The sequence below is a fragment of the Chryseobacterium sp. GM_Chr_2 genome (assembly GCF_026540445.1).
Taxonomy (GTDB): domain Bacteria; phylum Bacteroidota; class Bacteroidia; order Flavobacteriales; family Weeksellaceae; genus Chryseobacterium.
The window spans coordinates 69840-93648 of the sequence record NZ_JALNUD010000010.1 but is presented as its reverse complement, the minus strand read 5'-3'; the positions used below and the strand labels follow the sequence as shown (position 1 = coordinate 93648).

Here is a 23809-nt window from a genome sequence, read left to right as displayed (position 1 = left end):
AAAATAAAAAATGAAAAATAAAATATTAAAAATAGCATTGCTATCTATAGGACTTTTAACAGTTTCTGTCTCTTGTAGTGATGATTTTGTAGATAGACAATTCTATGAAGAAGTAGAACAGGGGCAATTAAAGTCAGTTCAGGAAGTTGAATCTTTTGTAAGAGGGGGATATGCTCAGATGAGATCTCGTTATTATTATGGTTGTGATTTCTTGGCATTTGGAGAGGTAAGATCTGATGTAATGTATAGTAATTTGGCGAGCGGATATTATCAGAATGTACAGAATTATACAATGACTTCTTCTGATGCTTATTCACGAGATACTTGGAATCAAATTTATAAAACTGTTGGTATTGCAAACGTTGTAATTAATACGGACTTTTCCGGATTTACTTCTGATGATCAAGAATACGCTAGTTTTTTACAAGGACAAGCTTATGCTATCAGAGCTTTAGGTTTTTTTGATATATTACGTTTATATGGTCAGCAATATACTGGTTCCACAACTTCTTTAGGAGCTGTATTACCATTAAAATATGATCCTAAAGCTAAGCAGGCAAGAAGTACTGTTGCAGAAACGGAAGCACAAATTGCGGCTGATTTTAACAAAGCAGTACAATTAATGGCCGATAATAGCGATTATGATTTAAAAACAAGTGACAGAACTGCTTTATCTCTGTCTGCTGTTAAAGGATTAATGGCTAGATTCTATCTTTACAAGGGAGACTACGCAAGAGTTAGACAATTAGTAAGCCAAATTGTTGCAGTTGGAGGTTATAGTGTTATACCAGCAGCAGATTTTGCAGGAAGCTATGATTTTGCTAAGAATGGTTCTTCACCAAACTCTATGTTTGAATTGGCAGTTGGAAACGTTTCTGCATTAGGAACTGCTTCATATAGACATAAATTAAGTAATGGAGGTTATGGTAATGTCGTGCTTAAAGCTGGTGTTGCAAATGATTTGTATGGGGCTACTACTACAGATGTTAGAAAGAGCCTTATAACTACAGCTTCAGGAACGAGTTATTTATCATATTTGGCTGCTAATGGTACAACTAGAGGTAAATATATGAATGCTTCTGGTGCTGATAATATAAAAATGCTTCGTTATGAAGAGGTTTTATTAGATGGCGTAGAAGCTGAAATTAATGGAGGAACTCAATCTCAAGCTTTAATTTACTTAAATTTGATTCGCCAAAATAGAGGTTTAGCTGCTGCTACAACTGTGGATATTGTAGAACTTAAAAAAGAAAGAGCAAGAGAACTTCTTGGAGAAGGTTTAAGACAATGGGATTTAAGAAGATGGGGCGATGCTGTACCAAGACCAACAGGTGCTAGTACAAGTATCTTATTAAATGCTTTCCCTATTCCTTTATCAGAAACTAATGTAGGAGCTGTTCAATCAAATCCTGGTTATGATAACTAATTTAATGATTTGTTGATAATCATTTTCATAAAAAAAACCGCTATTAGCGGTTTTTTTTATGAAAATTCATCAAGGAAAATTATTATCTTTACATGTATATATAAAAGTTCAATATGAAAAAAATATTTTTAATTTTATGTTTGCCATTGGCAACAACTTCTTTTCTCGCTCAAACAGGAAATGATAATGTTTTTATGTCCAGTGATAGGATTTTTACTTTAGGGAAAAGAGTTAAAAGTGGTGAATATATAGTAGATGGTAATCCTTATTCTAATGGAAAAAAATTTGATAAGGTTTCTATTGATGGCTACTCTAAAAATGTACAGGATCTTAGGTATAATGCTTATGCTGATGAGATGGAATTCTCTAATAATAATGAAACCTATTATATTGATAAAGTAGAAGGAACTGTGATAAATTTTCCATCGTTGAATAAAACTTATATTGTAAAAAAATATGATTATTTAGGAAATACTAAAGTTGGATATCTTGTTCTTTTAAGTAAAAAGGATGGAAAGTATGGTTTGTTTAAAAGAGAGAAAGTGGAATTAATGCCAGGAGAGAAAAGTCCAAATGCTTACGGTAAAGATGCTAATGATTATTATGCTAAAGAAAAAGATTTATATTTAGTTTCTAATGGAAGTAATTTCTATAAACTTTCTAAGAATATAGAAGAATTGTCAGGCTTACTTTCTCTGGACCAAAAAAGTGTAAAAGACTTTGTAAAGTCTAATAAAATTAATTTCAGCAAAGAAGCTGATTTGATAAAATTATTTGATTTTATTAATAAATAGTAATTATAAAAAAACATGTATTTTTGCCTTACAAAAGCAAAAAATGAAATACATATTTCTTATAATAACTTTCTTCGCCTCTATCTCTCACGCTCAGGTAATTAATAAGACAGACTCCAACAGGCTGGACAAAAAAATTGCTGAAAAAGATACACTGGTTATCGACTCGGGGAAGAAAGATTCCTTAAAAATATTTAAACCAACAATCAATGATTATCAGTATCAGACACAATTTTCTGAAAAGAAGGTGTTTGATACTGTTATGTCATTTGACAAGACGTATATCTTTACGCAATATAACAATAAAGATAACTTTGGAAGAGCACAGTTTGCGAATGTAGGTGCTGGATTCAATCCTTTGTCATTTGAAGTTAATGCAGAACAAAACTTATCATTGCTTCCCACTAATAAATCGTATGGGATTTTAGGGATTAATGATATCCAATATTATGATGTAAAAACACCGACGGCAACTTTTATCTATCATAATACGATGAAAAACGGGGCCGCGCTGAAATCTACCTATACCCAAAATATTGGTAAAAGATTCAACTTTGCGGTGGAATATATGGGACTTCGTTCGCAAGGATTATATAGAAATTCTCTTGCAGCAAATAACAATACTTTATTTTCGGGGCATTATATTTCCAAAAGCGGAAATTATGAATTGTTTGCCCACTATTTACATCAAAATGTAAACAATCAGGAGAATGGAGGGATTACCAGAGATGATCTCTTCCAGGATGGTGACAGCAATTCAAGTAACCGCCAGAATATGCAGGTAAATCTGTCAGGCTCAAGTTCGCAGTTTTCGTACCGAAGATATTATTTAAGCCATCAGTTTACGCCTTTTAATGCAGAAAAGTTCCCGTTCAGAATCAGGCACACGATTTTTCATCAGGGAAATAAATACTTCTACCACCAAAATGCTTTGGAAGGATATTGGTATACAAATGCCAATGAGTTGGTAAATGGGTACTCGTTGGGAACTCAGAAATTTTCAAATAATTTAAGCAATACTGTAAGTTTGGTTTTTGATAAAGAAAACTTGAAATTGGATGCGGGAGTTCGTTATCAAATGCTTGAGTTTGGTTTAGAAAACGGAATTACAATAAACGACATTGCTTATCCAACAAAGCTTAAAGAAAATAGATTAGGTGCAGTTGGAAATTTAGAGGTTAAACTTTTTGATAAAATTCACTTAAATTCATTCCTGGAATTTTCAAAAGGCAGCGAATTTGGGAATTATCTAAAGACAACAAACAATTTAAGATTTGAACCTATCAAAGATTATTTTGTAAATGCGAAGGTGAATTTCCAAAGCGTTTATCCAAGCTTCAACTATCTTTTGAATACTTCGATCTATAATAGATTTAATTATTATCTGCAGGATGCGAAAAACCAGTCGATCACTGAGATTGGAGGAAATATCAATTTAAAATGGTTCAAAACCGAATTATTTGCCAACTATTTCAGAATTGATAATTACACGTACTTCGACAGTAGCGCACAGCCAAAACAAAGCGAAAGTTCTCTGAATATTTCTCAAATTGGAGGCGATGCTACATTTAGCTGCGGTAATTTCCATTTGAATACAAGATTGCAGTTTCAGAATGCTTTATCAAATAAAGATCTTTATCCGATGCCAAGTTTCATTGGTAGAGCCAATATTTTCTACCAAGGAAAATGGTTTAAGAAAGCTGCAGAAGTGCAAACCGGTGTCAAGATTTATTATTTCTCGAAGTTTGCAACAAGAGAATATCTTCCAATCATTAACGAATACATTTTGCCGGGTTCCAGCTCGTTCTCTATCGGCGGACAGCCTTTGGTAGACGTTTATTTTAATATGAAAATTAAAAAAATGTTCTTCTTTATTGAAGGTCAGCAAGTGGGATCGGCTATCTCAAATAATAAAGCGTACGCATTTCCGCACTATCCGGTTTATGATTTTAGGTTAAACATCGGAATTGTGTGGTATATGTTCAACTAAAACTTAAATCAGGTTGAAAACTATAAATAAAATATCATTTAACGATATAGAAAGCATTCCTCAATTGGTTAAAGATTTTCTAAATCAAAAAATTGAGGGATTTGAAGAAAACACATTTTCTTTAGATCATTTTAAAAATCAAATTCACAAAAAACAGAATTCTTTTACTTCAGAGCAAAGAAATGTTCTTTCAGATGTTTTAGAAAGACAGCTTTCTCATCTTGAACTTTCTTCGAAGCAAAAAGAAAATATAGATAATATAAAGCAACCGAATACTTTTACGATCACCACAGGGCATCAGTTAAATTTATTCTCCGGACCAGTTTTTTTCGTGTATAAAATTTTACAGACGATTAAAACTTGTTCTTATTTAAAAGAGAATTTTCCGGATTTCAACTTTGTACCGGTGTATTGGATGGCTTCGGAAGATCATGATTTTGCGGAAATCAACCATTTTAAAACAGAGAATAATTATTACGAGATCAACGAGAAATCGGGTGGTGCGGTTGGAAGAATTGAAATTAACGATACCTTCTTTATTTCTGAATTTGAAAAGGAATTCAAAGATTCTGTTTTCGGAACTGAATTAATTTTAATGCTGAAAGAAGCCTATAAAGTTGGAAATACTTTAACACAGGCGATTCAGATTTTGGTGAACCGATTGTTTTCAGACTTTGGTTTGTTGATTTTGGATGGCGATTCTTCGGCGCTTAAAAATCAAATTAAAGCAACTTTTAAAGATGAACTTCTCAATTTTAGTTTACATAAAAACTCAAAAGAGAAAGTTGACTTTTTAACAAATAAATATGGAAAAGTTCAGGTAAATCCGCGCGAAATTAATTTGTTTTATCTTTCTGAAACAAGAGACCGAATTGATTTTGACGGAAAAAAATATACGATTGTAGACAAAAATATTCAGTTTACAGAGGAAGAAATTCTTAATGAGCTTGAAAATCATCCTGAAAAATTCAGTCCGAATGCGTTGATGCGTCCGGTATATCAGGAAACAGTGTTGCCGAATTTAGCTTATATCGGAGGTAATGCCGAAATCATGTATTGGTTGGAATTAAAAGATTATTTCAACACCATCAATATTCCTTTTCCAATTTTAATTCCTCGAAATTCAATGTTATTCTTGAAAGAAAAAACAGTTGGAAAAATCGAGAAATTGAATTTGAAAGTAGAAGACTTTTTCCAGAATTTCACAACGATTACGAATAACAAAATATTAGACGATAACGCTATTTTGAAATTGTTGGATGAAAAAGAAAATCTTCTAATTAATCATTTCTCTGAATTAAAAAATATCGCAGAAACCACGGAGAAATCTTTCGGAAATATGGTGAAAGCGGAGGAAGTTCGACAACTGAAATCATTCAAAAGACTGAAAAAACGTCTTCTTCACGCAGAAAAAATAAAACAGAGCGAAATGTTAGAAAGACTGGAAAATCTGTTTTTAGATGTACATCCTTCTAAAACTTGGCAGGAAAGGGTTTATAATTTTAGCGTTTTCTTCGCAGATTATGGATATGCATGGCTTGAAAATTGTTGGGAAGAAATGGTGGTTCAAGATTCAAAATTAATAATTGTTGTCATTTAATTTTAAAGAAGTATTTTTGTAAATTATAATTATCGAATATGATAAAGAGGTTTTTTATTCTATCCAGTTTATGTATGGTTTTGGGTGTATCTGCTCAGAAATCGCACACTGTTGCAAAAGGAGACAATCCTTATAATATTGCAAAAAGATACGGCATGACTGTAGATGAATTGCTGAAAATGAATCCGAAGTTTAAAGACGGCAAATTGGCAATTGGTGATGTTTTATCGGTGAAAAATGATAAAACTACAACTTCAGCTCCAAAAACGCTTGTAGTTGAAAAACCAAAAGCAACCAGCACTTCGCAGGTTGGAAAAATTGTTTTGCAGCCTAAACAAACGATCTACGGAATTACAAAGCAATACCGTATTTCTGAAACTGATCTTAGAAAAATGAATCCTGAACTGGATTCTCACATGAAGATTGGCGACGAGATCACTTTACCTCTTGAAAGCATTAAAAAATATGGTGGCGAGCAGGCTGTAGCAGCAGTTTCAACACCTAAACCTGTAGAACAGTCAACAGTAGAAACTCCAACTCCGATTGCGGATGGTGAAAACTATGTTGTTCAGGCAAAAGATAATTATTACAGAATTTCAAAACAGTTTAATATTTCTCAGCAGGAACTTTTCGCTTTGAATCCGGGATTGGAGGAAAAAGGATTGAAGCCTGGAGAAAGTATTATCATAAAAAAATCGAATACAACTCCGGTTGCTGAATCTTCTTCTAATTCAAAAACTAAAGTAGATTCAGGAAACGAAAGATCTTCAGCCAATGCTACGTCAACTGCTGATGATTTTGTAACGTATACCGTTCAGCAAGGTGATACCGTATTCTCAATTGTGAATAAATACGGAATTTCAATTGATGAGTTAATCGCGCTAAACCCAGATCTTTCTCATGGTTTAAAAACGGGAATGGTTTTAAAGATTAAAAAGCTGGATCCTGCTTACGTTAAGAAAAATGGTGATGCGCTAAGTGTTGTATTGATGCTTCCTTTCGGATACAGTACCAACGAAACGCAGTACAGAGCAATGGCTATGGATTTCCTTACGGGAGCGAAGTTAGCGATTGAAAGAAATGCTAGAAACGGACAGAAACTTGAGGTTAAAATTGTAGATTCAGGAAACGAAGCAACATTCAGAAATTCTTTAACGCAATTGCATCCTGATAATACAGATTTAATTATCGGGCCGTTCTTCAAGTCGAATGTGGTAGATGTTCTGGATTTTACTAAAAATCAAAAAATCCCGATTGTAGCGCCTTTTGCGAACTCTCCGGAATTATATAACTACAGCAATTTGATTATCGTTGAAACGAATGATCAAACTTATGCTGATAAAATTGTTGAGGAAGTGAAAGCTTCTTATTCAGACCAAAAAATCTATGTAGTGGCAGATGCTAAAAAAGAAAATGCCAACTACATTAAAGCAGGTCTTGAAAAAACATTAAAAAGTCCAACAGTAACGATCGTGAATTCTGCAGCAGATATTCAGTTGGATCAAAATATGATGACAGGGCAGTCTGCTCCGGTAATCGCGATTTTAGCCAATGCAGATTCCGCGGCGGGTGAAGCATTCTCGAATAAGGTGATCGCTTTGTCTAAAGAAGTTCAGGGAGTAAAAGCATTCAGTATGTATTATGCCCCAAGCTTTGAGAAAAAAGTAGATGACCTTAGCCAGGCAAATCTGGTTTATTTGATGGACAGAAAGATCAATACCGACGGAAGTTTTGAAAAAGAAATTCTGGCGGCTTATAAGGGCAAATATTGTAAAACACCTCCTAAATATGCTATTGTTGGTTTCGATGTCGTGAACGATATGTTAACCAGAGAAAACAAAAAAGGAGAAATTTTCAAACAGATGAATAAGGTTCAGACTCAGTTGGCTACCAAGTTTGAGTTTGTAAAAGCCAAAGCAAATGGTGCTTATGTAAATACTGGTTATAGAGTAATCAGATTAGTTCCGTAAGGATATTATTAACATTATATTTATATTTGCAAAATATTTTAAATTATTAAATGAAAGCACTTGTATTTCCTGGGCAGGGTTCTCAGTTCGTAGGAATGGGAAAAGAATTATACGATTCTAGAAAAGACATTAAGGACTTAATGGAATCTGCCAATGAAATTTTAGGTTTCGATATTCTTTCTATTATGTTTAATGGAGCGGATGAGGATCTTAAGAAAACTGAGGTTACGCAACCTTCGATCTTTATACATTCAGTAGCGGCTCTTAAAGCGGTGAACGGTCTTGGCGCTGAAATGGTGGCAGGACATTCTTTAGGAGAATTTTCAGCATTGGTTGCCAATGGCGTTTTATCTTTTGACGACGGTTTGAAGCTGGTTTCCGAAAGAGCAAAAGCAATGCAGGCGGCTTGTGATGCCAACCCAAGTTCTATGGCGGCAATTTTAGGATTGGAAGATGCTAAAGTGGAAGAAATTTGTGCTACAATCAGCGGTATTGTGGTTCCTGCAAATTACAACTGTCCCGGGCAATTGGTAATTTCCGGTGAAACAACAGCAGTTGAAGAAGCTTGCGTAAAATTAAAAGAAGCCGGAGCAAAAAGAGCATTATTGCTACCCGTAAATGGAGCTTTCCATTCTCCTTTAATGCAGCCTGCACAAGAGAGATTAGCTTCTGCGATTGAAAAAACAAAATTCAGAAAAGCAACAATTCCTGTGTATCAGAATATCACGACTACAGCGATTACTGATCCTGATGAGATTAAAAATAATCTTATTGCACAATTAACAGGTCCTGTAAAATGGACGCAGTCTGTTCAGAATATGATCAAAGACGGGGCTAATAACTTCATTGAAGTAGGTCCTGGGAAAACCCTTCAGGGATTGATCAAGAAAATCGACGGGTCTGTATCTGTTGCTTCTGCAATCTAAATAAAAAATATGGGCGAGATATTTTCACCGGGAAAGCTGATGCTTACTTCAGAATATTTCGCAATGGATGGAGCTCTTGTCTTAGCGGTACCTACCAAGCTGGGACAAGAGTTTTATTTTGAAGAAAAATACGATGGGAAATCTCTTATTTTCTGGGAGGCCTATCATCAAAACAAATTATGGTTAAAAGCTGTCATCGATTATAAAAACTGGCAGATCATTGAGACCAATATTACTTCAAGTGCTGAATTTATTTTAAAAACCTTAAAAAATGTTCAGTCACTTTCTACAATCAAATTTAAGAACGATTTTACGTATCATTTAAAAACCAACCTTCAGTTTCCTGCAGATTACGGTTTGGGAAGCAGCTCTACATTAATGACTAATCTTGCGGAATGGGCTGAGATCGATCCTTTTCATTTAAATTCAATCAGTTTAGGCGGCAGCGGATACGATATTGCGGTGGCAAAAGAGAAATCTGCAGTGCTGTTTCAAAGCAAACCTGAGATTACATATGAACGGACGAATTTCAATCCTTCTTTTAAAGATGAATTGATTTTTATTCATTTGAATCAGAAGCAGGATAGCCGTGAAGGAATCAATTTTTACAAGTCTAAAACAAAGTCTCAAAAACTGGTTGATGAATTTTCGAATCTTACAAGAAATATTTTAGTATGTAATGAATTGGGGAATTTTTCTGAACTAATGTTAATTCATGAGCAACAAATTTCGAAATTCCTTGAAATTCCTACAGTTAGAGAGCGTTTCTTTGCAGATATCCCTGTTTTTGTGAAAAGTTTGGGAGCCTGGGGTGGAGATTTTGTCATGAGCTCAAAATTTGATGGCTTTGAGGACTATTTTTGGGAGAAAGGTTTTCGCACAATTTTCAATTGGAAAGATTTAATTAGTTTGTAATCAGTTTGTTACAAACTTGTTTTTTTATTTGCCATTCTGACTTATATCATTATATTTAAACCACTTTTAACAATTAATTAATATTAATTTTGTTGAACCCCAATATTGAAATAGAAAATATAAGTAAAATGAAACACGCTAAAATCATCCAGGATTTAGAAAAATTAGGGATTAAAGGAAGTTATGAAGTCATTTATAATCCTTCGTATGAAGAATTGTATCAGGCTGAAGTTTCTCCTGAAAATCAAGGCTTTGAGAAAGCTGAGCTTACCGAATCTGGTGCAGTATCAGTAAAAACAGGAATTTTCACAGGTCGTTCACCTAAAGACAGGTACATAGTTCAGGATGATGTTACAAAAGACACGATTTTTTGGCACGGTAAAGTAAACTTGCCCACATCTCCGGAAATTTTCCAGTCTTGTAAAGATTTAGTGCTGAACCAACTTTCTGATGCTAAAAAAATCTATGTTGTAGATGCATTCTGCGGAACGAATACAGATACAAGATTAAAAGTAAGGTTCATCGTTGAAGTAGCGTGGCAGGCGCATTTCGTTACGAATATGTTCATCCGTCCTTCTCATTATGAGTTGGAAAGCTTTGGAGAACCGGATTTCACAGTAATCAATGGATCTAAAACTACAAACCCGAACTGGGAAGAGCAGGGATTAAACTCTGAAAACTTCGTGATGTTCAACCTTACCGAAAAACTTCAGATCATTGGAGGAACCTGGTACGGTGGAGAAATGAAGAAAGGGATGTTTGCCATGATGAATTATTACCTTCCTTTGAAAGGGATGGCTTCTATGCACTGTTCTGCAAATGTAGGTGAAGAAGGAGATGTTGCTCTTTTCTTCGGTCTTTCAGGAACAGGAAAAACTACTTTGTCTGCAGATCCGAAAAGATATCTGATTGGTGATGATGAGCATGGTTGGGACAACAATGGAGTATTTAATTATGAAGGAGGTTGCTATGCAAAAGTAATTGATCTTTCAGAAGAAAAAGAACCGGATATTTTCAGAGCAATCAAAAGAGATGCACTTCTAGAAAACGTAGTGGTTCACGACGGAATTGCTGATTATACAGATGGATCTATCACAGAAAACACGAGAGTTTCTTATCCGATTTATCATATTAATAAAATTGTTTTGCCTTCAAAAGCAGGACACGCGAGTAAGATCGTTTATCTTTCTGCAGATGCTTTCGGAGTATTGCCTCCTGTTTCTGTTTTGGATGAAGATCAGGCACAGTACCATTTCCTTTGTGGTTATACTTCAAAGTTAGCCGGTACAGAAAGAGGAATTACAGAACCTCAACCTTCATTTTCTCCAGCATTTGGTGAAGCGTTCCTAACATTGCACCCAACAATGTATTCAAAAACATTGATCGGTAAAATGAAAGAACACGGTGCTAAAGCATATCTGGTAAACACAGGTTGGAACGGAACAGGAAAAAGAATTTCTTTGAAAGATACAAGAGCAATTATTGATTCTATCATCGATGGATCTATTGAAAATGCTCCTAAAACAAGAATTCCAATTATGAATCTTGAAGTTCCTACAGAATTACCAAACGTTTCTGAAGGGATTTTAGATCCAAGAAATACGTATAACGAAGTTTCTGAATGGGAAGAAAAAGCGAAAGACTTAGCTTCAAGATATATCAAAAACTTTGAACAATATTGTAACACCGAAGAGGGCAAAAAGCTTATTGCTTCCGGTCCTCAGTTACAGCAACAAGCAATTAACTAAATTAGGAAGCCTCATCATTGATGAGGCTTTTTTATGTTTTAAATGCTTCGGCAGAGTTCAGCAGGACCTCGCTAAAAATAGACTGTTAAATAATTACACAGTTAGTATTAGGACTGTCATGCTGAGCTTGTCGAAGCATTTATCAATTTTTATCTCTATGAAATTACCTCAAACTCAAAATTGCCAATCGATATCCGTCCATTCCAAAACCTGATAAAACAGCATCAGAATTTGCTGCCGTTACCGACTTCTGACGAAATTCTTCTCTCTTGTAAATATTACTGATGTGAACTTCAATTTTCTGCTTCTGAATATTCTTTAAACAATCTGTAATAGCATAAGAATAATGAGTAAACGCTCCCGGATTAATCACCAAAGCATCAAAATCATCTTTTTGAAGACGGTTAATCAATTCACCTTCAATATTTGATTGATAATAAGATATTTCATGCGTAGAAAATTCAGATTGTAATTTTTCTAAATAATCTTCCATCGTTACCGTTCCGTAAATTTCTGGTTCTCGCGTACCTAACAGATTAAGATTAGGACCGTTTACAATTAAAATTTTCATAACATAAAATTAAAAACTTTTTTTGAATTTCCCTTCGTCAGTTCGAGTGTTTTTCGCAGCGAAGCGGAGAAAAATGTATCGAGAACCAGTGAACAGAAACACAAATTCTATTTCCACAGCAAAACTTCTCGATACGATTTTTTTTGTAAAAATCTACTCGGAGTGACGAGGGTTGCGTAATGAATTTTAATCCTAATTCAGTCTTGAATGTAATTTTTATCCATTGTATTATTTTTAATGATATTTCTCATATTTGAAAATTTAACAATTTGTATAAGTGTCTATTTTGGTGGTTTTTAAAATAAATTTAACTTAATTTTCATAAAATTATAATCAAAAATTTTAAAGTCTACTTGTTTTGTAGACTATTTGTTTTTAGATTTGCAACCATATTTCGATCGGCTTATAAAGAAAGATGGAGGGAACTGACCCTATGAAATCTTAACAACCTGCTTTGGGCAAGGTGTTACATTCAGCCTTAAAAAGGAAAGATAAGCAATAATTTAATCCTATTTATTGGTGCTTGTTGTTGTCTTTTTTGTAAAAGGTTTATTTTTAATTAATGTTAAACAAAATTGATTATGATTAATAAAAATTCATTTAATTCTAAGATTTGGATTCCACCTGTCGCGGTATTTTTCTTGGGAATTATCGGAGTACAAGGTCAGGAAATAAAAAAAGATACCCTGAAGGAAAAAGAGATAGACGAAGTAGTTGTTGTGGCGTATGGAAAAGCGAAAAGAAATAGCTATACGGGTTCGGTTTCCACAATTTCCAGTGATAAAATCAACAATAGACCAGTTACCAATATTACAAAAGCGTTGGAAGGTCAGGTTCCCGGACTTCAGGCGGTGAGTGCTTCTGGCCAGCCGGGGTCTGTAGCTTCGGTTCGTATTCGTGGGATTGGCTCAATAAGTGCTTCAAGCGATCCTTTGTATGTGGTAGACGGACTTCCTTTTGATGGAAATATCAACACCATCAGCCCAAATGATATTGAATCGATGAGTGTACTGAAAGATGCTTCTGCAAGTGCGTTGTATGGCTCGAGAGGGGCAAACGGAGTAATCATCATTACGACCAAATCGGGTAAAAAAGGAGAATCAAAGATCAATTTTAATATCAGTCAGGGTTTTTCTTCGAGAGCGGTGAAAGATTATGCTCAGGTAAATACTGATCAGTATTTTGAATTGTATTGGGAGGCAATGAGAAACGGCTATGTTGCGAATAATATTGCTCCACAGCAGGCGGCTCAGATGGCAACAGACGGTTTGGTGAATGCTTTGGGAATCAATCCTTACGGAGCCAGTTTTGCAAAACCTGTAGGAACAGACGGAAAATTGTTGGCAGGTGCAAAAGCTTTGTGGAATGACAATTGGGCAGATGTTCTTCAACGTGTGGCTTCTAGAAATCAGGTTGATTTGGATTTCAGTGGCGGAAACGAAAAGAGTAACTATTATTTCTCTTTAGGTTATTTAGATGATAAAGGAATTGCCATAGAATCTGGTTTCAAAAAATACAGTACAAGATTAAAATTAAATTCTGAAGTTAAAAAATGGCTGAATGTTGGTGCGAATTTAAGCTTTACCAACAGCGTTCAATTGGCTCCGGCTTCTTCGGATTCAAGTTCTGAAAATATTATCAATGTCGGGCGTATTATTCCTTCATTTTATCCTTACTATGAAAGAAATACCGACGGAAGCTATAAACTTGATGCAGGCGGAAATTATATTTATGATTTCGGAAAATACAGACCAACAAGCGCTTTACAAAATCAGAATTTAGCAGCAACTTTACCTTTAGATAAAAACGAAAACAGAGAAGATAACTTTTCAGGAAAGGGGTTTGCTGAGTTTACGTTTTTGCCTGAACTAAAATTTAAGACCAGTTTTTCAGTTGATTTGGTGAATTATAACGGTCATTATTATACCAATTCTCTGTTAGGGCAAGGAACTGAAATTGGCGGTTCGGTCACTAAAACAAATTCCAGAACGCTTTCTTATACCACAAGTAATATTTTAACATATGATAAAAAATTCGGTCAGCATCATGTGAATTTATTGGCAGGGCAGGAGTTTTATCATTATGAATATCAGACGATTTCCGGAAACAGATCTCAGTTTTCACTTCCGTATTATTATGAACCAGACGCTGCAGCTTTATTGGGTGGTTTCACAGGAAACAGCGATCAGTTGGGATTGCTAAGTTTCTTAGGTAAAGCGGAGTACGATTATCAGAATAAATATTTCATTTCAGGATCGGTAAGGTCAGATGCTTCTTCGAGATTTTCTCAAGATAACCGTTGGGGAACGTTTTGGTCTGTCGGTGGTTCGTGGAAAGCGTCGAATGAAGATTTTATTAAAGATTTGAATATATTCAATCAGCTGACACTTCGTGCAAGTTACGGAGGTCAGGGAAATGACAAGCTTAAAACCTATTATGCTTATCAGAGTTTATATCGATTTTACAACAATTTAGGAGAAGCAGGAACCGTTGCAAGCAGTCTTCCGACACCAAATTTGAAATGGGAAACGAATCTTAATTTAAATATCGGACTTGAATTTGCGATTCTGAACAACAGAATTAAAGGTAATGTAGAATATTTCAAGCGTGAAAGTCAGGATTTGCTTTTTGAAATGCCGTTGGCGCCGTCATTAGGATTTACAGGGTTTCAAGCCAATATCGGAACGATGCAGAATACCGGTTTTGAATTTTCATTATTCACAACACCTGTAAAAACCGATGATTTTCAATGGAATGTAGATGTGAATTTAAGTACATTAAACAACAAGATCACAAAACTTCCTCAGTCTTCTATCATCAGCGGGACAAAATTATTAACTGTGGGTGGTTCGGTTTACGATTTCTATCTTCCGACTTGGGCAGGTGTAGATCCAACTAACGGAAAACCTTTGTGGAAGACCATTACAACAGATGCCAACGGACAAACAGTGGAAGGTACCACTTCCGAATATGCTAAAGCGGCAAGAGAAATTCAGGATTCGGCGCTTCCTAAATTAATGGGAGGATTAACAACAAGCTTAAATTATAAAAACTTCGACCTTTCCGCTTTACTGACTTTTAGATTGGGAGGAAAGATTTTGGATACCGATTATACATCCATCATGTCCAACGGAAACTTGGCAGGACGTGCATGGAGCGCCGAAATGGTCAACAGATGGACGCCTGAAAATACAAATACGGATGTTCCTATTTTGAGCACAACAACCAATAACTGGACTTCAACCTCATCGAGATTTTTATATTCTGCAACGTATGCAAGATTGAAAAATGTAAGTATCGGATACACACTTCCATCGAATTATTTTGAAAAATTGGGCTTGAAAAACTTCAGAGTGTATGTTCAGGGGGAAAATTTACTCACGTTTTACAAACATAAAGGAATGGATCCTGAGCAATCATTGGATGGAACAACGTATTACAGATATCCGGCGATGAGAACCATCACTTTCGGACTTCAGGCAACTCTTTAATCTTAAAATTAAAACAATGAAAAAAATAAAATATCTATCTTTTGCCATTATCGCGATCTTATCACTGGCAAGCTGTGAAAGCGAACTGGAAACGGCGCCGACCAATCAGGCCAATGAAGCAGAAGTTTTTAAAACGGCTGATAATGCAGAAACGGTAATCAATGGAACTTGGGCGAAATTTAATGATGATGGAACAACATATTCCAACATCGGATATTCAACCGTACTGAGAACGAGCGATGCGATGGGAAGTGATGTGGCGGTTTTAACCAATAAATACGGATTCCCCACAGCGTATACATTTTCAGATTTAAGCAATAATACAGGAAGTCGTGCCCTTTTCATCTGGAGTTTGCTGTACTCTACCATCAACAACATGAATAATGTGATTACAAGAATTGATGCGGCAGAGGGAAGTCAGGAAAAGAAAGATCAGGTGAAAGGTCAGGCAAAAACACTTCGAGCTTTTTGTTATCTGAATTTGGCGAGTTTTTATCAGTTCAGTTATTTAAAAGATAAAACGGCATTAACGGCTCCGATTTATACAGAACCTACAACCACTGAATCTAAGCCGAATAAAAGAGCAACGTTAGAAGAAATTTATACGCTGATTAAAAGTGATCTAACAGATGCTGATCAATTGCTTCAAAATTACACGAGAAACAATAAAGATAAAATCGACAGATCGGTGGTGAACGGATTGCTGGCAAGAACCTATCTGAATACAGGTGATTGGGCAAAAGCTGCTGCTGCCGCAAAAGTAGCAAGAAACGGGTATGCTTTAATGACTGCTGAAAAATATAAAGAAGGTTTCAACGACATCAGCAACGGAGAGTGGATTTGGGGTCACGGGCAAACGCAAGAGCAGTCTAGCGAGAGTTATGCCTTCCATTTTTTGGATGTTTCGTCTTCGGGAAGTTATTATTACAGCTTCATGGCAGATCCTTATTTTAAAGATTTATTTGATACCAATGATATTCGCTATTCTTTGTTTTCTTGGGACGGACTTCCGGGTAGGGAAGGGCTCTTGAGATATGCTAAATTTAAATTTAAAGCGAATTTAATTGCCGATATCGTCTATATGAGAGCGGCCGAAATGTACTTAATTGAAGCCGAAGCCGAAGCCAGAAACGGAAATGTAACCAATGCGGTAACTGTTTTAAACCAATTGAAATCGGCGAGAAATGCTAATCAATATTCAGGTTCTTTAGCACAAAATGATGTGATTAAAGAGGTTTTAATTGAAAGAAGAAAAGAATTGTTCGGCGAAGGATTTTCTTTATCCGACATCATCAGAACGCAGGGAACGGTCGTGAGAAAACCTTTTACCAATGCAGACGGTTCTTCGATTCAGGTACAAATCACCACTCCCGACGGAACAGTGAAAAATGTTGCCGGAAGAGGGCACACGATATATGCTTTTCCTGATCAGTCTTCTTTTGCTCCGAATAGCAGGTATTATTTGTTTACGATTCCGCAGAAGGAAGTGGAGAATAATCCGAATTTATAGTATTAGTTTTTTAAATTCTTAAAATGGCTGCCCTAATTTGAGGACAGCCTTTTTTATGATTAATGATGTATACAAATGAAAGTATTCACTTAAAGATTGAATACCTATAAGTAACCCTCAAACATATTTTTGCCTTGGTGGTAAATTTTGTATTGTGTTTTTAGAGCATCCCAAATTTGAATGTAAATAGTTCCATCATCATTTTTACCCACATTTAGATAGATGTTTTCTTCCTCTTCGTTGGTCTCAACTTTTATTTCATCATTAGGTTCAATAAATGCTTCTAAAGCTTCAGGCTCTTTTATTATAGAGATTTTTCGTCGCTGCAGTTCTGGATTGTTATTTTCATTTTCATTGTTTGAATAATCTTAGCGATTTTAAATAAAATATAAATTTAAAGAGATTATTTTGTTCTGATAAAAAAGGCTATCCAAAATTTTCGGAAAGTCTTTATGTGTAATATTATTCCTCTTTTAAAAGAGGTCTAACGAATTCTATAAATCTTTTTTCTATCGCGCCATACTTTTTAAAATTAATTTTTGCCTCTCTTAAGCTTACATTATTTGCTCCACTATCATAATCAATATCATGAAGTTGTACTCCATCATCTTCCCAATAACATACCGGACATATTTGAAACGTATTATCAGCCTTGTATTCAAGAGTATGATATCCGCAACATGGGCACGAGAATTTACTATATTTTTTAGTTTCCATATGATTATAATCGCTTATAAATAATAACTTATTTAGGATGTAAGAATGATTTAAAAATAAATTTTAGCATATCATAGAGTAGTAAAAAGGTTGCCTTTTATTATTTAATATAGTGATCCTTATATTTTCTAAAGAACTTATTTATATTGACGTTTATTTTACAGAAATTAATTTTAGGAGTTATAATTTCTATATTTTCAGACATTAATGAATCTTTTACATATTGAGGAATGTATTCTGCAGAAAATGTTGTAGATGCAGATAAAAAGTAAGACTTTGTAGAATCTAATTTATATTCCATTGTGTTACTATTAGTAATTATTGGTAAGTCAATATCTTTTGTACATTTAGATGGAATTAATATGTATTTATTTTTATAATGTAAATATAATATCGCTTCTCTAAAAGATAAGGAATATTTTTTCATTGTTTTATTTATTAAACTTTTACTGTAGTCAAATTGATAATCTAGAGAATCTTCTCCTGAGTATATACTTGTTACTTCTCCAATATTTTCTTTACCATCATTATCTATTATTTTAAAATTAGTCTCAAATAATCCGCTATAAAGCAATAATGTTTTTTTACTATTGTTTTTAATTCTTACTGTGAGATGTTTATCTTCAATATTTTTAGTAATTACATTCATATTGTAAATTTGTGAATTTAAATTATTTATGATTAAAAATAAAGTTAGTGCTATCTTTTTCATATTATTCTAGGGTCTTAAAAATGATGAAAATAGTGATTGAATATATTATATTGATGGATAATATCTGCTACTGAATGCAGCGGAAAATTTCATATTTACTCCTGATATTCCATCTGTCATACTGTGAGCATAAAATTCAGTTATTCTGGTAGCTTCTGCTACTCCGTATTTTGCTTTCCAAGCTTGATACATTCCTGTAACTGTATGTATAGAATGTATTCCTTCATGATACCAAGTTGCAGCAAAGCCTAATGCTGTTCTCATTCGATGTGGAGAAATTAAAACGATGCCATCTCCCATAGATGTTCCTCCGTTTACAGGATCACCAGTTCCTCCGTTGCTTAATAACTTGTTATCCTTAAGTACGTAATCTGTTCCCGTATTATTGTTAAAGTCGGTTAAGTTTTGTTCATTTGCTATAGCAAAATTTTTTGCACTTACATTATAAATCTCTGGAAAAATTTGTGATAGATCATTTAAAAAATTTTCCTTTACTGAAGCATCTGCTACACTAGTATTATTATAATATTTATTAATTCTTGTTCGTATTTTATTAGTAATATCAATTCTATGCGCCAAGAAATTAAAAGCAGTAACAACCAATCCTTGGCCTGCACCCATCCAAAAGTTTCCACCTCCAAGTACAGAATCCACACCACCACTAACAGCTCCGTTAAATAATGCAAATGTATCACTTCTTAATATATTGTTAGCTCCTAAGTTATCTGTTGCCATACCCAGCAAATCACCAGAAGCACTGGCAAATGCACCACTTAGTGCTCCCCCCAAAAAGTTTCCTCCTTGTACTGTGGCAAGGAAACCTTGTGTAAGCGCGTGAGCTCCTATTTTTTTACTTAAATCCCTAGATGTTTAAGGAAATGTACTAATTATCAAATGCAGCATCAGCTTATTTTTTTAAATAAAGCAAATTTTAAAGTGGGTAGAGATGGGTAGAATTTGTGTTTCTGCTGCGAAATTATAAAAAAATAATTTCCCGAACAAGAGATTTTTTATATTACGATTACATATTCATATCATGTTAACTTAACCGTTAAAAACTCTTAACTTTACTCAACCAAAATTCCTTGCAACATGAAAGCAGACATCGAAAATAAGCTGATCGACAAAAACACAAAACCCACAAGCATGAGGATTTTGGTGTATGATTTTCTAAGTTCTCAGAAAGCCGCGCTATCTTTGTCTGAAATTGAAAATCATTTTGAAAATGCAGATCGAACTACGATTTACCGAACGTTGAAAACTTTCGAAGAAAAAGGAATTGTTCACGGAATTCAGGAAAATACCACGACGAAATACAAACTTTGTCACGATGGTTGTGATGAAAGTACCCACAAAGACTGGCATCTTCATTTCTACTGTAAAATCTGCAAGCAGACTACTTGCAAAGAAGATATTTCGGTTCCTGAAAATATTCAGACCAATTTCAGAATTGATGAAATCAGGCTTTTTGCAAAAGGAATTTGTGAAAACTGTCTCGAAAGTTTGCAATAGTATTGCATTGGGTTTCGCCATAACTTTGAGTAAAATATTTAAGTTATGGAAGAATGTTGCAGTACAAAACCTAAAAAACAACACAGCCACAACCACGAAGGTCACGATCATGATCACGGGCATTCGCATGATGTAGGAGATAAATCTACATTTCAGATGTTCCTTCCTGCGATGGGTTCTTTTGCTTTGTTATTAATTGGAATCGCTTTAGACAATTATATAAAACCCGATTGGTTTACCGGCTGGATTCGTCTGGTTTGGTATCTAATCGCTTATGTTCCCGTTGGCTTGCCTGTTTTAAAAGAGGCTTTTGAAAGCATTAAAAATGGGGATGTTTTTTCTGAATTTTTTCTGATGGGTATAGCAACTGTTGGAGCTTTTGCTATTGGCGAATATCCGGAAGGTGTTGCGGTGATGCTTTTCTATTCTGTAGGTGAAGTTTTTCAGGCGATGGCGGTTACCAGAGCAAAAACCAATATCAAATCTTTACTCGATCAGCGTCCTGATGAGGTTACCATTATAAAAGATGGAAAACCACAGACAGTTAAGGCTGAAAAAGTTAATATCGGAGAAATTATTCAGTTAAAATCAGGAGAAAAACTAGGATTGGATGGCGAATTATTATCTGAAAATGCTTCATTCAACACCGCAGCATTAACCGGAGAAAGTAAACCCGATACGAAGATAAAAGAAGAAATTGTTCTTGCGGGAATGATCAATCTGAATACTGTAAGCTTGGTAAAAGTTACCACCGCTTACAAAGACAGCAAACTGAGTAAAATTTTAGAGCTCGTTCAGAATGCCACTGCCCAAAAAGCACCCACCGAACTTTTTATCAGAAAGTTTGCTAAAATATACACGCCAATTGTTGTTTTTTTAGCGATCGGAATTACATTGCTGCCTTACTTTTTTGTTTCTGATTATCAATTCAGAGATTGGCTGTACAGAGCGTTGGTATTTTTGGTGATTTCATGTCCTTGTGCTTTGGTGATCTCCATTCCATTAGGTTATTTCGGAGGAATTGGAGCAGGAAGCCGAAACGGAATCTTATTTAAAGGAAGTAACTTTCTCGACGTTCTAGCCGATATTCAAAATGTCGTAATGGATAAAACCGGAACCCTGACGGAAGGCGTTTTTAAAGTTCAGGAAGTAAATTTTAGCAATGAATTTGATAAAGATGAAATTTTAAAATTCGTCAATGCGCTTGAAAGTAAAAGTTCGCATCCCGTGGCCACCGCCATTCATGATTTTGTGGGCGAAATTGATCATTCTTTGCAATTTGAAAATGTTGAGGAAATTGCTGGTCATGGTTTAAAAGCAACGATTAATGGGAAACAGTTATTAGTAGGAAATTTCAAGTTGATGGATAGGTTCAACATCAATTATGACATTAATACTGAAAATATGGTCTATACCTTAATTGCTGTCGCTTACGATCAAAAATTTGTGGGCTATTTAACGATTGCAGATTCCATTAAACCAGATGCCGAATTAACGATAAAAAAATTAAAAGCATTGCATGTAAATACCACAATGTTGAGCGGTGACAAATCTTCTGTTGTAAATTATGTTGCAGAAAAATTAGGAATTCAAAATGCTTTTGGCGATCTGCTTCCGGAAGATAAAGTGAACAAAGTAAAAGAGCTGAAAGCAAAAAATCAAACCGTAGCTTTTGTGGGCGATGGAGTGAATGATGCTCCAGTTGTCGCTTTAAGCGATGTCGGCATTGCAATGGGCGGATTGGGAAGTGATGCCACGATTGAAACAGCAGACGTTGTAATTCAGGATGATCAGCCGAGTAAAATTCCAATGGCAATCAATATCGGAAAGCAGACAAAAAAAATCGTGTGGCAAAATATTATCCTTGCATTCGGAATAAAAGCTGTCGTTTTAGCGCTCGGTGCCGGAGGTTTGGCAACTATGTGGGAAGCTGTTTTTGCAGATGTTGGCGTGGCTTTATTAGCGATCTTAAATGCAGTTAGAATTCAGAGAATGAAGTTTTAAATATTTTCTCTCGCAGATCAAGTAAATTCGACAGATTTTTAAACTAAAAATCTTTGCCATCTCCAAAATCTACGAAAAAAAATAAACATCTGTGTAAATCTGTGGGAAATAAAAAATGGACAAGAACAAGATTCTCTCGCCAATCAAGCAAATTCAGCAGATCATTAAACTAAAAATCTGCGCTATCTGCAAAATCTGCGAGAGAAAAACTTAAACTTCTTTCAACTATTAACCGAAATCCATCCACTAGAAATGACTTTCATCATAAATTAACATGAAAAACAAATTTCAGTAGTATATTTGTACTACAGAATTCATTGTTGAAGTTTTTCATTTCCATATTTGTCATTTTTACGATCGCGCTACGTCCCGTATTGCCATTGATTAATTATGCGGTTAATTACGACTATATCGTAAAAAATCTTTGCGAAAACAGAAATATCCCTCAGTCTACCTGTAAAGGGAAATGCTTCGTAAAAAAAGAATTGGCAAAAACTGAAAAGCAATCCAACAATACCCAAAATGTAAAAATTGCAGGTCTGGACGTTTTTTTGTCAAATGAAATTCTTTCTTTTTTAACTAAAATTCAAACGAAAGTTCCGGAAAAAAATCCCAACTCGTTTGATGATAATTTCCATTCTTTCGAATATTTCAACCGAATATTCCATCCTCCTTTAGCCTAAAATTTATTTAAACTAATTTTATAGTTTAATATTGAAGTAAACTTAGCTATCTTTTGTTGAGTGTTAACGCCGTTGCGAACATAATAAGATGAAGTTTATGAAAAAGCTTTGCAAGCCTTGCGTTTAAAAACAAGATCAATATTAAGTTTAGTTTAAAATATCAATCCATTTTATTCAAAATCATCATTAATTTCAATTTAATTTAAAATGAAATCAAAACTTATTTTAACTGCATTTTTGTCGGTTTCATTAATGGCGTGTGCTCAGGAAACACCTAAAGTAAAGCATAAAAGTAAAACAACTGCTGCCAAACAGAATGTAAAAACGGTAAAATTTGCCAACGCGGTAGACCCAATTTGCCATATGCCGACAGAGCCCGACATGAAAGATACAGCGGTGTACAAAAATAAAACGTACGGTTTTTGCAGTGCTTACTGTAAAGACGAATTCAAGAAAAATCCTGAAAAGTATGTCAAAAACTAAAAAGCAAAACAATACAAAGCGCAAGTTGATTATTCCGATCGGGGTGATTGCGTTGCTTTTTTTAATTATTGGCGTAGGAATGGGATATTTTAAAAAGAATCTTTATACGATCATGAAAGTTCCTGATTTTGAACTGACGGATCAGAACAATAAAAAGATCACCAATAAAGATATGCTCGGAAAAGTATATCTGGTAGAGTTTTTCTTTAGTAAATGCCCAACGATTTGTCCGGTGATGAACACCAATATGCGGGCAATAGAAGATGAAATCAACGATCCAAATTTCGGAATTATCTCCATCAGCATCGATCCTGAAAATGATACACCGGAGTTGCTTAAAGAACATGCAAAAAAGATTGGAGCAAAATCTCCCAACTGGCATTTTCTAACGGGCGACAGAGCGTATATCGGAAATCTTGCCGATCAGTTTGATATTTATGTAGGCGATAAAGAAGACGAAAGTGAAAACCTCAACCATAGCGGAATGATCGCGTTGGTAGATCAGGACGGGAATTTGCGTTGTCGTTTTAATAAAGAAAATATGCCGATTTTGTATTATTCAGGATTAAATTATTCCGATCCGGAAGGAAAAGTTCCTGCACTTACCGGAAAATATCATCCCGACAGAGAATTGCTGATCGAGGATATTAAGAAATTATTGAAGTAAAGGGCAGGAAGATGGATGCAGGAAGATGGAAGTTATTAACGCATAGTAGTAAACTTTCCGCCTCCAGTTCCCATCTTCCCGCCAAAATAT

19 protein-coding genes and 1 riboswitch are annotated in these 23809 nt (G+C 34.8%); of the genes, 15 read left to right on the top strand and 4 right to left on the bottom strand.

All coding sequences use genetic code 11. The features are described from left to right. The first annotated feature begins 10 nt into the window (after positions 1 to 10). From OXQ85_RS15330 to pckA, 8 genes are all read left to right on the top strand, one after another. Positions 11 to 1426 carry a RagB/SusD family nutrient uptake outer membrane protein gene (locus OXQ85_RS15330; RefSeq protein WP_267405572.1) on the top strand — a complete coding sequence of 472 codons (1416 nt, stop codon included), beginning with the start codon at positions 11 to 13 and terminating at the stop codon, positions 1424 to 1426. Between the two features lie 113 nt (positions 1427 to 1539). After that, the gene (locus OXQ85_RS15325; protein WP_267405570.1) at positions 1540 to 2220 is read left to right on the top strand and encodes a hypothetical protein; all 681 of its coding nucleotides are present in this window, start codon (positions 1540 to 1542) and stop codon (positions 2218 to 2220) included. A gap of 43 nt (positions 2221 to 2263) precedes the next feature. Further along, positions 2264 to 4210, top strand: coding sequence for a putative porin (locus OXQ85_RS15320; protein ID WP_267405568.1), 1947 nt, complete (start codon positions 2264 to 2266; stop codon positions 4208 to 4210). 13 nt (positions 4211 to 4223) lie between these two features. After that, positions 4224 to 5810: a bacillithiol biosynthesis cysteine-adding enzyme BshC gene (gene bshC / locus OXQ85_RS15315; protein ID WP_267405566.1), complete on the top strand. Its 1587-nt coding sequence runs from the start codon at positions 4224 to 4226 to the stop codon at positions 5808 to 5810. Positions 5811 to 5848: 38 nt separating this feature from the next. Beyond that, complete coding sequence (locus OXQ85_RS15310; protein WP_267405564.1) at positions 5849 to 7780, top strand: LysM peptidoglycan-binding domain-containing protein; 1932 nt, start codon at positions 5849 to 5851, stop codon at positions 7778 to 7780. Between the two features lie 50 nt (positions 7781 to 7830). Then, positions 7831 to 8706, top strand: a complete 876-nt coding sequence (gene fabD, locus OXQ85_RS15305) for an ACP S-malonyltransferase (RefSeq protein WP_267405562.1) — start codon at positions 7831 to 7833, stop codon at positions 8704 to 8706. Between the two features lie 9 nt (positions 8707 to 8715). Further along, positions 8716 to 9621: a GYDIA family GHMP kinase gene (locus tag OXQ85_RS15300; protein WP_267405560.1), complete on the top strand. Its 906-nt coding sequence runs from the start codon at positions 8716 to 8718 to the stop codon at positions 9619 to 9621. A gap of 128 nt (positions 9622 to 9749) precedes the next feature. After that, positions 9750 to 11369 carry a phosphoenolpyruvate carboxykinase (ATP) gene (pckA, locus tag OXQ85_RS15295; RefSeq protein ID WP_267405559.1) on the top strand — a complete coding sequence of 540 codons (1620 nt, stop codon included), beginning with the start codon at positions 9750 to 9752 and terminating at the stop codon, positions 11367 to 11369. 163 nt (positions 11370 to 11532) lie between these two features. Here the strand turns inward: pckA and OXQ85_RS15290 are convergent, their stop codons facing one another. After that, positions 11533 to 11940 carry a type II 3-dehydroquinate dehydratase gene (locus tag OXQ85_RS15290; RefSeq protein WP_267405558.1) on the bottom strand — a complete coding sequence of 136 codons (408 nt, stop codon included), beginning with the start codon at positions 11938 to 11940 and terminating at the stop codon, positions 11533 to 11535. 400 nt (positions 11941 to 12340) lie between these two features. Further along, positions 12341 to 12438: riboswitch (SAM riboswitch) on the top strand. 83 nt (positions 12439 to 12521) lie between these two features. On the opposite strand from OXQ85_RS15290, the gene OXQ85_RS15285 reads away from it, so the two are divergent. Together OXQ85_RS15285 and OXQ85_RS15280 are read left to right on the top strand one after the other, a co-directional pair. After that, positions 12522 to 15431, top strand: coding sequence for a TonB-dependent receptor (locus OXQ85_RS15285; protein WP_267405556.1), 2910 nt, complete (start codon positions 12522 to 12524; stop codon positions 15429 to 15431). A gap of 16 nt (positions 15432 to 15447) precedes the next feature. Further along, entirely contained in the window at positions 15448 to 16941 is a 1494-nt protein-coding gene (locus tag OXQ85_RS15280) for a RagB/SusD family nutrient uptake outer membrane protein (RefSeq protein ID WP_267405555.1), read from the top strand. A 462-nt stretch (positions 16942 to 17403) separates the two neighbouring features. Here OXQ85_RS15280 and OXQ85_RS15275 read toward each other — a convergent pair whose 3' ends face one another. The 3 genes from OXQ85_RS15275 to OXQ85_RS15265 form a co-directional block, all read right to left on the bottom strand. After that, positions 17404 to 17658 carry a CPCC family cysteine-rich protein gene (locus OXQ85_RS15275; protein ID WP_267405554.1) on the bottom strand — a complete coding sequence of 85 codons (255 nt, stop codon included), beginning with the start codon at positions 17656 to 17658 and terminating at the stop codon, positions 17404 to 17406. 100 nt (positions 17659 to 17758) lie between these two features. Then, positions 17759 to 18370 (bottom strand): hypothetical protein, encoded by a 612-nt coding sequence (locus OXQ85_RS15270; RefSeq protein ID WP_267405553.1) that lies wholly within the window; start codon positions 18368 to 18370, stop codon positions 17759 to 17761. 45 nt (positions 18371 to 18415) lie between these two features. Then, positions 18416 to 19105 (bottom strand): hypothetical protein, encoded by a 690-nt coding sequence (locus tag OXQ85_RS15265; protein ID WP_267405552.1) that lies wholly within the window; start codon positions 19103 to 19105, stop codon positions 18416 to 18418. A gap of 357 nt (positions 19106 to 19462) precedes the next feature. Here OXQ85_RS15265 and OXQ85_RS15260 point away from each other — a divergent pair, with 357 nt between their 5' ends. The 5 genes from OXQ85_RS15260 (at position 19463) to OXQ85_RS15240 (ending at position 23719) form a co-directional block, all read left to right on the top strand. Beyond that, the gene (locus OXQ85_RS15260) at positions 19463 to 19882 is read left to right on the top strand and encodes a transcriptional repressor (protein WP_267405551.1); all 420 of its coding nucleotides are present in this window, start codon (positions 19463 to 19465) and stop codon (positions 19880 to 19882) included. A gap of 45 nt (positions 19883 to 19927) precedes the next feature. Then, positions 19928 to 21886 carry a heavy metal translocating P-type ATPase gene (locus tag OXQ85_RS15255; protein ID WP_267405550.1) on the top strand — a complete coding sequence of 653 codons (1959 nt, stop codon included), beginning with the start codon at positions 19928 to 19930 and terminating at the stop codon, positions 21884 to 21886. Between the two features lie 317 nt (positions 21887 to 22203). Then, positions 22204 to 22569: a hypothetical protein gene (locus OXQ85_RS15250; protein ID WP_346659714.1), complete on the top strand. Its 366-nt coding sequence runs from the start codon at positions 22204 to 22206 to the stop codon at positions 22567 to 22569. Between the two features lie 207 nt (positions 22570 to 22776). After that, positions 22777 to 23052, top strand: coding sequence for a YHS domain-containing protein (locus OXQ85_RS15245; RefSeq protein WP_267405549.1), 276 nt, complete (start codon positions 22777 to 22779; stop codon positions 23050 to 23052). After that, a complete protein-coding gene (locus OXQ85_RS15240; protein ID WP_267405548.1) occupies positions 23039 to 23719 on the top strand; it encodes an SCO family protein in 681 nt (226 codons plus the stop codon). The genes OXQ85_RS15245 and OXQ85_RS15240 overlap by 14 nt, the downstream gene beginning before the upstream one ends. Positions 23720 to 23809 lie beyond the last annotated feature (90 nt).

Bases quoted from the DNA above. Each gene is read 5' to 3' on its own strand.
- OXQ85_RS15275 (WP_267405554.1), bottom strand. From the start codon at position 17,658: ATGGAAACTAAAAAATATAGTAAATTCTCGTGCCCATGTTGCGGATAT.
- OXQ85_RS15240 (WP_267405548.1), top strand. From the start codon at position 23,039: ATGTCAAAAACTAAAAAGCAAAACAATACAAAGCGCAAGTTGATTATT.
- OXQ85_RS15265 (WP_267405552.1), bottom strand. From the start codon at position 19,105: ATGGCAACAGATAACTTAGGAGCTAACAATATATTAAGAAGTGATACA.
- pckA (WP_267405559.1), top strand. From the start codon at position 9,750: ATGAAACACGCTAAAATCATCCAGGATTTAGAAAAATTAGGGATTAAA.
- OXQ85_RS15325 (WP_267405570.1), top strand. From the start codon at position 1,540: ATGAAAAAAATATTTTTAATTTTATGTTTGCCATTGGCAACAACTTCT.
- OXQ85_RS15285 (WP_267405556.1), top strand. From the start codon at position 12,522: ATGATTAATAAAAATTCATTTAATTCTAAGATTTGGATTCCACCTGTC.
- OXQ85_RS15290 (WP_267405558.1), bottom strand. From the start codon at position 11,940: ATGAAAATTTTAATTGTAAACGGTCCTAATCTTAATCTGTTAGGTACG.
- OXQ85_RS15300 (WP_267405560.1), top strand. From the start codon at position 8,716: ATGGGCGAGATATTTTCACCGGGAAAGCTGATGCTTACTTCAGAATAT.
- OXQ85_RS15310 (WP_267405564.1), top strand. From the start codon at position 5,849: ATGATAAAGAGGTTTTTTATTCTATCCAGTTTATGTATGGTTTTGGGT.
- fabD (WP_267405562.1), top strand. From the start codon at position 7,831: ATGAAAGCACTTGTATTTCCTGGGCAGGGTTCTCAGTTCGTAGGAATG.
- OXQ85_RS15245 (WP_267405549.1), top strand. From the start codon at position 22,777: ATGAAATCAAAACTTATTTTAACTGCATTTTTGTCGGTTTCATTAATG.
- OXQ85_RS15320 (WP_267405568.1), top strand. From the start codon at position 2,264: ATGAAATACATATTTCTTATAATAACTTTCTTCGCCTCTATCTCTCAC.
- OXQ85_RS15260 (WP_267405551.1), top strand. From the start codon at position 19,463: ATGAAAGCAGACATCGAAAATAAGCTGATCGACAAAAACACAAAACCC.
- OXQ85_RS15330 (WP_267405572.1), top strand. From the start codon at position 11: ATGAAAAATAAAATATTAAAAATAGCATTGCTATCTATAGGACTTTTA.
- OXQ85_RS15280 (WP_267405555.1), top strand. From the start codon at position 15,448: ATGAAAAAAATAAAATATCTATCTTTTGCCATTATCGCGATCTTATCA.
- OXQ85_RS15255 (WP_267405550.1), top strand. From the start codon at position 19,928: ATGGAAGAATGTTGCAGTACAAAACCTAAAAAACAACACAGCCACAAC.
- OXQ85_RS15270 (WP_267405553.1), bottom strand. From the start codon at position 18,370: ATGAAAAAGATAGCACTAACTTTATTTTTAATCATAAATAATTTAAAT.